10 protein-coding genes are annotated in these 12,607 nt (G+C 64.7%); 4 read left to right on the forward strand and 6 right to left on the reverse strand.

The window, feature by feature from the left end:
- Nucleotides 1-132: 132 nt before the first annotated feature.
- Nucleotides 133-1,524, forward strand: coding sequence for an L-cystine transporter (locus tag AC58X1_RS11680; RefSeq protein ID WP_101315415.1), 1,392 nt, complete (start codon nt 133-135; stop codon nt 1,522-1,524).
- A gap of 33 nt (nt 1,525-1,557) precedes the next feature.
- On the opposite strand, the gene AC58X1_RS11685 is transcribed toward AC58X1_RS11680, so the two are convergent.
- Nucleotides 1,558-2,073 (reverse strand): dihydrofolate reductase, encoded by a 516-nt coding sequence (locus AC58X1_RS11685; RefSeq protein ID WP_101315414.1) that lies wholly within the window; start codon nt 2,071-2,073, stop codon nt 1,558-1,560.
- A 54-nt stretch (nt 2,074-2,127) separates the two neighbouring features.
- On the opposite strand from AC58X1_RS11685, the gene AC58X1_RS11690 reads away from it, so the two are divergent.
- Both AC58X1_RS11690 and AC58X1_RS11695 read left to right on the forward strand, forming a co-directional pair.
- Nucleotides 2,128-3,519, forward strand: a complete 1,392-nt coding sequence (locus tag AC58X1_RS11690; protein WP_497428874.1) for a DUF2868 domain-containing protein — start codon at nt 2,128-2,130, stop codon at nt 3,517-3,519.
- Nucleotides 3,512-4,876 (forward strand): GTPase/DUF3482 domain-containing protein, encoded by a 1,365-nt coding sequence (locus AC58X1_RS11695; protein WP_150570397.1) that lies wholly within the window; start codon nt 3,512-3,514, stop codon nt 4,874-4,876. The genes AC58X1_RS11690 and AC58X1_RS11695 overlap by 8 nt, the downstream gene beginning before the upstream one ends.
- A 1-nt stretch (nt 4,877) precedes the next feature.
- On the opposite strand, the gene AC58X1_RS11700 is transcribed toward AC58X1_RS11695, so the two are convergent.
- The 5 genes from AC58X1_RS11700 to AC58X1_RS11720 form a co-directional block, all read right to left on the reverse strand.
- Nucleotides 4,878-5,903 carry a putative 2-aminoethylphosphonate ABC transporter substrate-binding protein gene (locus AC58X1_RS11700; protein ID WP_497428875.1) on the reverse strand — a complete coding sequence of 342 codons (1,026 nt, stop codon included), beginning with the start codon at nt 5,901-5,903 and terminating at the stop codon, nt 4,878-4,880.
- A gap of 30 nt (nt 5,904-5,933) precedes the next feature.
- The gene (locus tag AC58X1_RS11705) at nt 5,934-7,658 is read right to left on the reverse strand and encodes a putative 2-aminoethylphosphonate ABC transporter permease subunit (RefSeq protein ID WP_497428876.1); all 1,725 of its coding nucleotides are present in this window, start codon (nt 7,656-7,658) and stop codon (nt 5,934-5,936) included.
- A gap of 1 nt (nt 7,659) precedes the next feature.
- A complete protein-coding gene (locus AC58X1_RS11710) occupies nt 7,660-8,724 on the reverse strand; it encodes a putative 2-aminoethylphosphonate ABC transporter ATP-binding protein (RefSeq protein WP_101315404.1) in 1,065 nt (354 codons plus the stop codon).
- 144 nt (nt 8,725-8,868) lie between these two features.
- Nucleotides 8,869-9,738 (reverse strand): LysR family transcriptional regulator, encoded by an 870-nt coding sequence (locus AC58X1_RS11715; RefSeq protein WP_101315402.1) that lies wholly within the window; start codon nt 9,736-9,738, stop codon nt 8,869-8,871.
- Nucleotides 9,739-9,747: 9 nt separating this feature from the next.
- Nucleotides 9,748-12,021: a heavy metal translocating P-type ATPase gene (locus tag AC58X1_RS11720; protein WP_188035135.1), complete on the reverse strand. Its 2,274-nt coding sequence runs from the start codon at nt 12,019-12,021 to the stop codon at nt 9,748-9,750.
- Nucleotides 12,022-12,155: 134 nt separating this feature from the next.
- Here AC58X1_RS11720 and cadR point away from each other — a divergent pair, with 134 nt between their 5' ends.
- The gene (cadR, locus tag AC58X1_RS11725; RefSeq protein WP_497428877.1) at nt 12,156-12,599 is read left to right on the forward strand and encodes a cadmium resistance transcriptional regulator CadR; all 444 of its coding nucleotides are present in this window, start codon (nt 12,156-12,158) and stop codon (nt 12,597-12,599) included.
- Nucleotides 12,600-12,607 lie beyond the last annotated feature (8 nt).

Consider the following 12,607-nt stretch of genomic DNA (forward strand, 5'->3'; position numbering starts at 1 on the left):
AAGCCGTTGTTATTCCATACCGAGCTAAGCACATTCCATTCAGATATAAATTCGTTTGTTTTCAAGCTGTTAGCATTTGAGTTCGCAATCGCGCCCAGACGCGACGCCCCCTTTTTCGATCCCGGAGCTGTAATGAACCTGCCGTTGTCACTTAATCTGCTGGCGTTTCTGGCCCTGCTGCTGGGCCTGGCGCAAACCCGCCGCACCGATTGGAGCCTGGCCAAGAAGGTCCTGCTCGGGTTGGTCATGGGCGTAGGGTTCGGCCTGGCCTTGCACACTGTTTACGGCGCAGGGCATCCGGTGCTCAAGGCCACCATCGGTTGGCTCGATCTGGTCGGTAACGGCTATGTCGGGCTGTTGCAGATGATCGTCATGCCGCTGATCTTTGCCTCGATCCTCAGCGCAGTAGCGCGCCTGCACAATGCTTCGGCGCTTGGCCGGATCAGTGTGCTGAGCATCGGCACATTGCTGCTGACCACTGCCATCGCTGCCTTGATTGGCGTATTGCTGACCAACCTGTTCGGCCTCAGCGCCGAGGGCCTGGTCGCGGGCATCCCCGAAGCGGCGCGGCTGCAGGCGATCCAGAGCGACTATGCCGGCAAGGTCGCCGATCTGAATATCCCGCAGCTGCTGCTGTCATTCGTGCCGAGCAACCCGGTTGCCGATCTGGCCAAGGCCAAGCCGACCTCGATCATCAGCGTGGTGATCTTCGCCGTGTTCGTTGGCCTGGCGGCACTGCAACTGATCAAGGATGACCGCGAAAAAGGTGAACGCGCGCTGTCGGCCATCGACACCCTGCAAGCCTGGGTCATGCGCCTGGTGCGCCTGGTGATGAAGCTGACCCCGTACGGCGTGCTAGCGTTGATGACCAAGGTGGTCGCCAGCTCGAACATCGAAGACATCCTCAAGCTGGGCAGCTTCGTGCTGGTGTCGTACCTCGGCCTGGGCCTGATGTTCGTGGTACATGGCCTGATCCTGGCCGCCACCGGAGTCAGCCCGCTGCGCTTCCTGCGCAAGGTCTGGCCGGTGCTGACTTTCGCCTTCACCAGCCGCTCCAGTGCGGCGAGCATTCCGCTCAATATCGAAGCGCAGACCCGGCGCCTGGGCGTGCCGCAGTCGATCGCCAGCTTCAGCGCATCGTTTGGCGCAACCATCGGCCAGAATGGCTGTGCCGGCCTCTATCCGGCCATGTTGGCGGTGATGGTGGCGCCGGCGGTGGGCATCGATACCTTCGATCCGCTGTGGATTGCCACTTTGATCGCCATCGTCACCTTGAGCTCGGCGGGTGTCGCAGGTGTGGGTGGCGGCGCGACCTTCGCCGCGTTGATCGTGCTGCCGGCGATGGGCCTGCCGGTCGAGCTGGTGGCGCTGTTGATCTCGGTCGAGCCGCTGATCGACATGGGCCGCACCGCGTTGAACGTGAATGGCTCGATGACCGCAGGCGTGGTCACCAGCCAGTTGCTCAAGAGTACCGACAAGGCCGTGCTGGACGATGACCAGCACGCCGAGCTGAGCCACACCTGAAACGCACAAGGGCCGCATCGCGGCCCTTGTCTATCAACGCTTGTTCCATACCTCGAAGTGGTAGCCAGGCTTGCCGTCTTCCGCCTGGGCTTCACTCGAATCCAGTGTCCACTGCTGTGCGTCGAACTCCGGGAACCACGCATCGCCCTGCGGCGACAGTTCGACCCGGGTCAGGTACATGCGGCTGACCAGCCCCTGCTCCAGCGCCAGCGCGTACAACTGCGCGCCGCCAATCAGCATCAGCTCATCGACGCCCTGCTCGTGCGCCCATTGCTCGGCACGTGCCAGCGCCTGCTCCAGCGAGGGGAACACCTCGGCGCCTTCCAGCTGCAAGCCAGGCTGGCGGCTGACGACGATGTTCAGCCGCCCTGGCAGCGGCCGGCCCAGCGAATCCCAGGTCTTGCGGCCCATGATGATCGGCTTGCCGAGGGTGGTTGCCTTGAAGTATTTGAAGTCCCCCGGCAGGTGCCAGGGCATGGAGTTGTCGATGCCGATCACGCGGTTGCTGGCGCAGGCCGCGATCAGGCTGAGGGGGAGAGATGTCTTCATGCCGACGAGGATAGCAAACCGCAGCTGGGTTAAGCTTGTGCCCTGACCTGTGCATTGGAAGACCTTGTGACTGCACCCACTCCACTCGACAAGCGCTGGCTCACCGAAGCGGTCCGCCTGCGCGAGGAACACGCCGGTCCTCTGGAAGATCAGGAAGCCAACCGCCGCGCCCGCCAGCAAGGCGGCGACCTTGCTGCGCGGATCGAAACCCGTGCCCTGTGGCTGGCCGAACGCGATGGCCTGGCCGAGGCGTTGCGCCACTGGAAACAAGGCGCACGGCTGGCCCTGCTGGCAATGATGATTCTGGCGGTAGTCAGCGGCGCCGGCCTCGGACTGGCCGCGCTTGGCGATGGTCAACGCCCGGTCAATGTGTTCTGGGCCCTGGGCAGCCTGCTCGGGCTCAACCTGCTGATGCTGATCGGCTGGGCAGGCGGCCTGCTGTTCGCCGGCGAGCAAGGGGCAACCCTGGGCCGGCTGTGGCTGTGGCTGAGCGAGCGCTTCGCCCGCGACGCCAAGGCCGCGCACCTGGCGCCGGCGCTGGTGGTGCTGCTGCAACGTAAGCGCCTCAACCGCTGGTTGCTCGGTGCCCTGGTGCATGGCCTGTGGCTGTTGGCGATGATTGCCGCCGTGGTCATGCTGCTGGCATTGCTGGCAACCCGCCGTTACGGCTTTGTCTGGGAAACTACCCTGCTCGCCGCCGAGCCGTTCATTACCCTGACCCATACCCTTGGCGCCCTGCCCTCGCTGCTCGGCTTTGCCGTGCCGGACGAAGCGATGATCCGCGCCAGCGGCGCGACGCTGCCGGCGCTGGATGTAGCGCGCCAGGCCTGGGCCAGCTGGTTGCTTGGGGTGGTACTGGTGTATGGCCTGCTGCCGCGCCTGCTGCTGGCGCTGCTGTGCCTGTGGCGCTGGCGCCAGGGCCGTAACCGCCTGCAACTGGACGTGAGCCTGCCCGGTTATGCGCACTTGCGCGAAGCGCTGATGCCCAGCAGCGAACGGCTGGGCGTGCAGGACGCAGCACCGCAATTACTGCCGGAGTTTCACGCCGGGCACCTGGACGCCAGCGCCAGCGGTGCAGTGCTGGTGGGCCTGGAGCTGGATGATCAGCGTCCCTGGCCGCCGGCGGTGCCGGCTGGAGTGAGCGAAGCCGGCCTGCTCGACAGCCGCGAGTCGCGCAACAAGCTGCTTGAGCAACTCAGCCGCTTCCCGCCGGCCCGCCTGGCTATCGCCTGCGACCCGCGCCGCTCTCCAGACCGTGGCAGCCTGGCGCTGCTCGCCGAACTGGCGCGCAACGCAGGCGCCACGCGGATCTGGCTGCTGCCGGCGCTTACCGGGCAAACCTTGGACAGCGCGCGCCTGAGCGACTGGCACGAGGCCCTCGAGCGCCTCGGCCTGCCCTATGCCGACAGTGCCCCTTTGAACTGGTTGGAGCAAGGCCATGACTGAGCCGCTGAAACTGGCCGTGGTCGGCCACACCAATGTCGGCAAGACCTCGCTGCTGCGCACGCTGACCCGTGACGTCGGTTTCGGCGAAGTCTCGCATCGCCCCAGCACCACCCGCCACGTCGAAGGTGCGCGGCTGTCGGTGGATGGCGAGCCGTTGCTGGACCTGTTCGACACGCCAGGGTTGGAAGATGCCATCGCCCTGCTCGACTATCTCGAACGCCTGGAACGGCCCGGCGAACGGCTGGATGGCCCAGCCCGGCTCGAGCGCTTTCTGCAAGGCAGCGAAGCCCGTCAGCGTTTCGAACAGGAAGCCAAGGTGCTGCGCCAGTTGCTCGCCAGCAATGCCGGGCTGTACGTGATCGATGCACGTGAGCCGGTATTGGCCAAATACCGTGATGAACTGGAAGTGCTGGCCAGCTGCGGGCGGCCGCTGCTGCCGGTGCTCAACTTTGTCGCCAGCAGCGAGCACCGCGAGCCGGAATGGCGCGAAGCCCTGGCTCGGCTGGGCCTGCATGCACTGGTGCGGTTTGATAGCGTGGCCCCGCCAGAAGACGGCGAGCGCCGCCTGTATGAAAGCCTGGCGCTGTTGCTGGAAGAGTCACGTCCCGCCCTGCAACGGCTGATCGAGGATCAGCAGGCGCAGCGTCTGGCCCGCCAGCACAGCGCCAAGCGCCTGATCGCCGAACTGTTGCTCGATTGTGCCGCCTGCCGGCGTAGCGTCGAGGCCCAACCGGCGGCCGAAGCGCAGGCGATCGAAGCCCTGCGCCAAGCAGTGCGCCAGCGCGAGCAACGCTGTGTCGAGGGGTTGCTCAAGCTGTATGCGTTCCGCCGCGAAGACGCCAGCGCAGGCGACTTGCCGTTGCTGGACGGGCGCTGGGGCGATGATCTGTTCAACCCGGAAACCTTGAAACTGCTTGGTGTGCGCCTGGGCAGCGGCGTTGCTGCCGGTGCAGCCGCGGGCGCCGGCGTTGATTTGCTGGTGGGCGGGCTGACCCTGGGCGCCGCTGCGCTGGCCGGGGCAATCGCTGGCGGCGCATTGCAAACCGCACGCAGCTACGGCTCGCGCTTGCTCGGCAAGCTCAAGGGCCAGCGGGAATTGACGGTGGATGACGCTGTGCTGCGGCTGCTGGCGTTGCGTCAGCAGCAGCTTCTCAAGGCCCTGGACAGCCGCGGCCATGCGGCGCAGCAGAGCATTCAGCTGCAGGCGGGGGAAGACAAGGCCTGGCGCGAGGGCAAGCTGCCCGAAGCCCTGCACAAGGCCCGGGCACACCCGCAGTGGTCGTCGCTCAACCCTGGCGCGCGGCTCAACCAGGCCGAGCGCCAGGAGCAACTGGAGCAGTTGCTCAAGCAGCTTTGAGTTACTGCTGGACGACCTTCTCTGACTTGCCGTCGTAGCGCTTGCGCCACTCGGCAAGGATCTTGTCGCGGTTCTGCGAGGCCCAGGCAAAGTCGTTTTTGATCAGGCGCTGCTCATAGTCTGCCGGCAACTCGGTCTGCGGCTTGGCCATGCCGGGGGCAGCGAGCACGGCGAAGTTCTCCTTATACAGGTCCATCGCCGCAGGGCTGGCCGAGAAGTCTGCCAGGCGCTTGGCGGCAGCGGCCTTGGGCGTGCCCTTGATCACCGCAGTGGCTTCAATCTCCCAGCCCAGGCCCTCCTTGGGCAGGATGATGTCCAGCGGCGCACCCTGGCGTTTGAGCTGCACGGCCGGGTACTCGAAGGAAATGCCGATCGGGAACTCACCCGACGCGGCCAGCTTGCACGGCTTGGAGCCGGAGTGAACGTACTGGCCGATGTTCTGGTGCAGGCCGTCCATGTACGCCCAGCCCTGCGGCTCGCCAAAGGTCTGCAGCCAGGCGCTGACGTCGAGGAAACCAGTGCCCGATGAGGCCGGGTTGGGCATGACGATCTTGCCCTTGTACTCAGGCTTGGTCAGGTCCTGCCAGCTGACCGGCTTGCTCAGGCCCTGCTTTTCGGCCTCGACGGTGTTGAAGCAAATGGTCGCGGCCCATACATCCATGCCCACCCAGGCCGGCGGATTGGCCGCGTCGCGGTAGTTCTTCGAGATCGTCGCCAGGTCCTTCGGCGCATAGGCTTCGAGCATTTTCTGCTGGTCGAGAATGGCCAGGCTGGACGCCGCCAGGCCCCACACTGCATCAGCCTGCGGGCGGTCTTTCTCGGCAAGCAGCTTGGCGGTAATGATCCCGGTGGAGTCGCGCACCCACTTGATATCGATGTCCGGGTTGGCCTTTTCGAAGGCCTGTTTGTAGGTCTTCAGCTGCTCGGCTTCGAGCGCGGTGTAGACCGTCAGCTGAGTCTCTGCGGCAGACACCTGCAGGCTGAAAATGGCGCTGATGGCAGCAGCAAGGGCAACTGGCTTGAACATGGTGCGGTTCCTTTCAGGGTGGGCAGGCAGTCAATGGCCGGGCGCGGATTGGCGCCAGGCCTGGGAGCGGCGCAGCAGGCCGCGCGAGGCGGCGGCCAGCAGCAACGAAGCGGTAGCACTGGTGAGCAGGATCAGCGTCGACATCGCCGCAGCGCCGCCAACATTGCCGGCATCGTCCATGTTCAACACCGCCACGGCGGCGAGGATGGTGTCGGGGCTGTAGAGGAAGATCGCAGCCGACACCGTGGTCATCGCCGAGACGAACAGGTAGCGGATGATGTCGAGCAAGGCCGGCAGGCAGATCGGCAGGCTGACCCGCAGAAAATGCCGGTACAGCGGCGCCTTGAGCGACAGCGCTGCGGCTTCGAATTCGCCGTCGAGCTGGCGCAGGGCGGTGGTTGCGGTCATCTGTGCGGTAGTTAGATAGTGCGCAATGGTGCACACCACCAGCAGGGTCATGCTGCCGTAGAACACGTGCAGCGGGTTGCTGGCGAGGTTGAAGAAGAAGACGTAACCCAGGCCCAACACCAGCCCCGGCACCGCCATCGGAATGAAACTGAGCAGTCGCAGCGACTGGTTGAGCAGCCGTTGGCCCTGGGTTTTTTCCATCAGGTAGGCGCCGACGAAGATCACCAGACTGCCGATCAAGGCCGTGTATAGCGCCATGCTCACGCTGTTGCGATAGGCCAGCCAGCCACCGCCGGCGGTGTCTTCAAACAGGTAGTGCTTGATCGACAGCGACAAGTTGTAAGGCCAGAAGGTGACCAGCGACGAATACACCGCCATGCCCACCACCGCCAGCAGCACGCTGCACACCAGCACCACCACCGCGAGAAACACAGCATCGCGGCGGCGCGACGGCTTGGGCTCGAACACCTGCGCCCGGCCACTCATGGCCTGGCCCTGGCGCCGGCGGAGCCAGGCATCGACAGCAAAACTGAACAGCGCCGGCAGCAGCAGGACCATGCCGATCAGTGCACCTCGGCCAAACTGCTGCTGCCCTACCACGGCTTTGTAGGCTTCCAGCGCCAGCACCTGATAGTCACCGCCCACCACCACTGGCACACCGAAGTCGGTGATGGTCAGGGTGAACACCAGGCAGAACGCGGCAAACACGGCCTGGCGGGTCGCCGGCCAAGTCACGCTGAAGAATGCCCGCACGGGTCCCGCGCCCATGCTCGAAGCCGCTTCGAACAGCCGCGCATCGGCCAGCGACAGCGCTGACAGCAGAATCATCAAGGCATGCGGGAAGGTATAGATGGCCTCACCGACAACGATGCCCCAAAAGCCGTAGATGTTGTCGTCGAGCAGGCTGCGCAGCAGGCCCTGGTTGCCGAACAGATAGACCAGCGCAATCGCCGGCAACATCGACGGGGCCAACAACGGCAGCAGGGAAATCCCCCGCCACAGTGGCTTGGCCGGGATCAAGGTGCGCTGCAGGGCGTAGGCAAACAGATACGCCAGCGGTATGACGATAGCGGCCACGGTGAAGGCAACTGCCAGGCTGTTACCGAGCAGCCAGCGGAAGTTGGCGCTGGCAAACAGCTCGCGTGCTGCCAGCAAGCCGCCGCCCTGGCCGGCGTCGCCGCTGAAGCCGCGCCAGAAGATCGCCAGCAGCGGCAGCAGCACTGCCACGATCAGCAGCACCAGCAGCAGGCTTTTGCCGCCGAGCACAAAGATCCGGTCGGCCAGCGCAACGCCGTTGCCTCGGTCCGCCGTGGCCAGGTTCAAGGGCATGGAGATTGGCCCGGCCATCTCAGGCAAACACCTGCAGGCTCTGCGGCGGCAGCGCCACCCAGATGTCCTGAGAACCAAGGCGCGGCATGGCCTCCGGCGCCAGCTCGGCAAGTAGGGTATGCCCCGGCAGAGTGTGCAGCTCAAAGGCCATGCGGCAACGGTTACCGAGGAAGGTGACTTCGCGCACCTTGGCCGGGAACAGGTTTTCTTCATGCACCAGCGGGTTGACCGTGATCGCCTCAGGGCGACAGAACAGCCTACCGCTGCTGGCCGCACCGGCATTGGCGGCCAGGCGCAGGTTCATCCCGCCGACCTGGGCGTGGCTGGCACTGTTGCGCTGGAACGGCAGCCAGTTGCCCTGGCCAACGAACTCGGCCACGAATGGCGTGGCCGGCCGGTCGTAGATCGCTTGCGGGGTGTCGTACTGCTCGACCTGGCCGTTGTTCATCACGGCTATGCGGTCGGCCATCAACATGGCTTCGTCCTGGTTGTGCGTGACCATCAGGGTGGTGATGCCGAGCTGGCGCTGCAGTTGGCGCAGCTCGCCACACAGGTGCTCACGTACCCGCGCATCCAGCGCCGACATCGGCTCGTCCAACAACAACAAAGACGGCGCCGGGGCCAGGGCGCGGGCTAACGCCACCCGCTGTTGCTGACCACCGGACAACTGGCCTGGATATTTCTTCTCGCTGCCAAGCAGGCCGACCAACTCAAGCATCTGCCCGACCCGCTGGCGCGCTTGGTCGCGGCTGCTGGTATTCAGACCGTAGGCTATGTTGGCCTCGACCGTGAGGTTGGGGAACAGCGCATAGGACTGGAACAGGATGCCGTAGTCGCGGGCCTGCGGCGGCAGCTCGGAGATGTCGCGCTCGCCCAGGTACAGCTCGCCACGGTCCTGCCGCTCGAGGCCGGCGATGCAACGCAGCAGGGTGGTCTTGCCGCAGCCGGACGGGCCGAGCAGGCACACCAGCTCGCCGGCACCGATATCCAGGGAAACGTTGTTCAGCGCAGCGAAGGCGCCGAAGCGTTTGTCGATACCGCGCACTTTTACCGGTGCGCCAGGGGTAGGGGTAGCGTGGGTCATGGCCAGGCCTCGTGATCAGATAGAGGCCATGCTAGGGAGGCAATGCGAAGGTTCTGTGGCGTTCAGGGCAAAGCTGGCGATAGTGCCATAGGCAGATTTGGGAGTGGCCGTGCTAGCGTTTGCGCAATGAGCCTGCCGCAGCACTTACAACTGAATACCCGATACTTCCTGCGCGACACCAAGAAACGCCGCTGGCAGGCGCGCCTGGCGCCGCTCTTTGAGGCAGTACAGATACTCGTGCATGACCGGCGCACCTTCCAGGGTGAGCACGGCCAGCTCGGGGTTATGCGGTACCTCATGGCGGGCGATGATGCTGATGCCGATGTTGCGCAGCACGGCCTCGCGGATCGACTCGCGGCTGCCGATCTCGAGCAAGGTGCCGACCTTGACCCCACGCCCGGCAAGCATCTGTTCGGTCATCAGCCGCGTGGTTGAACCCTGCTCGCGCATCAGCAGGCAATGACCGGCCAGGGCATCGATGGCCAGCGTCTGCCGTTGCGCCAACGGATGGCTACGGTGCACGGCCACCACCAGCGGGTCCGTGCCCAGCACTCGCCGCACCAGCCGTGCATCCTCGACCAGTTGCGAGGATGCGGCGACGTCCACGCGATAGTCTTCGAGCATCTCCAGCACCTGTTGCGAGTTTCCGATTTCCACCGCTACGTCCACCTGCGGCAGGCGTTGGCGAAAAATTTTCACCAGGTCGAGAATGTAATACGGCGCGGTGGCGGCGATGCGCAGACTGCCCTGGGCCTGGCCGCTGTTGCGAAGCTCGAACTCGATGTCCGCTTCCTGCTGCAGCAAGGTCTTGACCATCGGTAGCAGGCGCGCACCGCTCTCGCTCAATACCAGCCGGCGCCCACCGCGGTAGAACAGCTCCACCGCGTAGTGGCTTTCCAGCTGGCGAATCTGCGTGGTCACCGTGGGCTGGCTGAGCCCGAGCTTCTTCGCGGCCTGGGTGATGCTGCCCAGGCGGGCAACCATGTAGAAGGCCTTGAGCTCGGAACTCAGCATGCAGATCCCTTATTTGCGCAGCAGGCGCAGACCGTTGAACACCACCAGCAGGCTCACGCCCATGTCGGCGAAGACCGCCATCCACAGGGTGGCCATGCCGGTAAAGGTAACCACCAGGAAGATCGCCTTGATCCCCAACGCGAGAACGATGTTCTGGATGAGAATGGCCGCGCTGGCGCGGGAAAGCCTGACGAATGCCGGGATTTTGCGCAAGTCGTCGTCCATCAGGGCCACATCAGCGGTTTCAATCGCCGTGTCGGTTCCCGCTGCCGCCATGGCGAAGCCGATTTCAGCGCGGGCCAGTGCCGGTGCATCGTTGATGCCGTCGCCGACCATGCCGACCCGGTGCCCTTGGGCGTAGAGCGCTTCGATGGTCTTCAGCTTGTCGCTTGGCAGCAGGTTGCCCTCGGCTCGGTCGATACCTACCTGGGCAGCGATCGCTTGCGCGGTGTGCGGATTATCACCGGTCAGCATGACCGTTTTGATACCCAGCTCATGCAATTCGGCAATCGCCTGGCGGCTGCTGTCCTTGACCGTATCGGCTACGGCAAACAGCGCCAGCGGGCCGCTGCGATCGAGCAGCAGAACCACGGTCTTGCCTTGGCGCTCCAGCGTATCGAGCTGGGCTTCCAGTTGCGGCGAGCACAGGCCCAGCTCTTCGACCAGGCGATGGTTGCCCAGGTGGTACAGCTGGCCGTCGATCTCGCCACGCACACCGCGCCCGGACAGCGCGGCAAAGTTGCTGACGTCGCTCAACGGCAGTTGCTGCGCCTGGGCAAACTGCGCGATGGCCCGCGATACCGGGTGGTCGGAGCGCTCGCCGAGGCTGGCAGCCAGCGCCTGGGCGCGGTCTGCAAAGAGCGGATCAAGCGCGCTGAAATCGGTCTGCACCGGTTTGCCATGGGTGATCGTGCCGGTCTTGTCCAGGGCCAGGAAGTCCAGCTTGCGCCCGCCCTCCAGATACACCCCGCCCTTGATCAGAATGCCCTTGCGCGCTGCAGCGGCAAGGCCACTGACAATCGTCACCGGGGTCGAAATCACCAGTGCACATGGGCACGCCACTACCAGCAAGACCAGTGCGCGATAGATCCAGTCAAACCAGACGCCGCCCATCAGCAGCGGCGGCAGAATCGCCACGGCCAGGGCCAGGGCAAACACCACCGGGGTGTAGATGCGCGAGAACTGATCAACAAAGCGCTGGGTCGGCGCACGCGCGCCCTGCGCTTCTTCCACAGCCTTGATGATCCGCGCCAGGGTTGACTGGCCTGCAAGGGCAGTAACTTTGTACTCCAGCGCGCCTTCCTGGTTGATGGTGCCAGCGAACAGCTTGTCGCCGACAACCTTCTCCACGGGCAGGCTTTCGCCGGTGATCGGCGCCTGATCGACACTCGATTGCCCGCTGAGCACTTCCCCGTCGAGGCCGATGCGCTCGCCAGGACGCACCCGCACCGACGCACCGAGCGCTACACCACGCACTTCCACCTCAAGCCACTGGCCATCGGCCTGCTGCACGGTGGCCATGTCCGGGGTCAGCTGCATCAAGCCGCCGATGGCGTTGCGCGCGCGGTCCAGCGAACGCGCTTCGATCAACTCGGCAACGGTGAACAGCACCATCACCATCGCCGCCTCGGGCCATTGGCCGATCAATACGGCGCCGGTCACCGCGATGCTCATCAGCGCATTGATGTTGAGGTTGCGGTTTTTCAGGGCGATCCAGCCCTTTTTGTAGGTGCCCAGACCACAGCCAAGAATGGCTGCCAAGGCCAGCAAGGCCACCACCCACTCCGGCGCCAGCGCGCTGAAGTGCACGATTTCGGCGGCAATCGCCGCCACTGCCGACAGTGCCAGCGGCCACCAGCGGGTCTTGGCGGCAGGCGCAGCTGTGCTGTCTTCATCGTCAGTCAGCGGCTCGGCGCGCATGCCCAGGCTGTCGATCGCCCGCTCGATTGCGTCCGTGCCTTGCAGCGTATGGCGCACGCCGAGCACACGGTTGATCAGGTTGAATTCAAGCTGCTCGATACCGGCCATCTTGCCCAGCTTGTCCTGGATCAGACCTTGCTCGGTCGGGCAGTCCATGGCCTGGATGCGAAAACGGCTGAGCTGCGCATCGCTGCTGGCCTGCTCGGTCAGTTGCACCAGCGCAGGCGCAGGCTCGCCGCCACAGCAGCTGTGGGCCTTGGTGTCTTGGCAAGCGCTCTTGGCGGCATGCGCATGCTGGTGCTCATGGCCGTGGTCATGGGCGTCATGGTCATGCGCGTGGTCATGGCTGACAGGCTGGTTCATGGAGTCGTCCTTAGCTGATGCGCCGATCCCTTGAGCAGGCTTTGCGCGGCAAAGACGCTCGGTTACAGGGTAATTATTGCCAAGTGAACACCCTGTAGCCACTATAGGGTCAAGCCATCTGCAGAGGATTCGTGATGAAAATCGGGGAATTGGCCAAAGCCACTGACTGCGCCGTCGAGACCATCCGCTACTACGAGCGCGAGCAACTGCTGCCCGAGCCCGCCCGCAGTGACGGCAACTACCGGCTGTACACCCAGGCCCACGTCGAGCGCCTGACCTTCATCCGCAACTGCCGTACGCTGGACATGACCCTGGACGAGATCCGCAGCCTGCTGCGCCTGCGCGACAGCCCGGAGGGCCAATGCGGCAGCGTCAACGCGCTGATCGACGAGCACATCGACCACGTCCAGGCCCGCATCGACGGCCTGCTGGCACTGCAAGAGCAAATGGTGGAATTGCGCCAACGCTGCACCGCACCCGGGGCGGAATGCGCGATTCTGCAGCAGTTGGAGGTGAATGGTGCGGTGTCAGTGCCAGAGACCGAGCACTCGCATGTGGGCAGGAGTCATGGGCATTGATCAGGAAT

The sequence above is a fragment of the Pseudomonas sp. PGPR N4 genome (genome assembly GCF_059693665.1).

Excerpts from the sequence above, each read along its gene's own strand:
- AC58X1_RS11680 (WP_101315415.1), top strand. The coding sequence starts at position 133 with ATGAACCTGCCGTTGTCACTTAATCTGCTGGCGTTTCTGGCCCTGCTG.
- AC58X1_RS11685 (WP_101315414.1), bottom strand. The coding sequence starts at position 2,073 with ATGAAGACATCTCTCCCCCTCAGCCTGATCGCGGCCTGCGCCAGCAAC.
- AC58X1_RS11695 (WP_150570397.1), top strand. The coding sequence starts at position 3,512 with ATGACTGAGCCGCTGAAACTGGCCGTGGTCGGCCACACCAATGTCGGC.
- AC58X1_RS11700 (WP_497428875.1), bottom strand. The coding sequence starts at position 5,903 with ATGTTCAAGCCAGTTGCCCTTGCTGCTGCCATCAGCGCCATTTTCAGC.
- AC58X1_RS11705 (WP_497428876.1), bottom strand. The coding sequence starts at position 7,658 with ATGGCCGGGCCAATCTCCATGCCCTTGAACCTGGCCACGGCGGACCGA.
- AC58X1_RS11710 (WP_101315404.1), bottom strand. The coding sequence starts at position 8,724 with ATGACCCACGCTACCCCTACCCCTGGCGCACCGGTAAAAGTGCGCGGT.
- AC58X1_RS11715 (WP_101315402.1), bottom strand. The coding sequence starts at position 9,738 with ATGCTGAGTTCCGAGCTCAAGGCCTTCTACATGGTTGCCCGCCTGGGC.
- AC58X1_RS11720 (WP_188035135.1), bottom strand. The coding sequence starts at position 12,021 with ATGAACCAGCCTGTCAGCCATGACCACGCGCATGACCATGACGCCCAT.
- cadR (WP_497428877.1), top strand. The coding sequence starts at position 12,156 with ATGAAAATCGGGGAATTGGCCAAAGCCACTGACTGCGCCGTCGAGACC.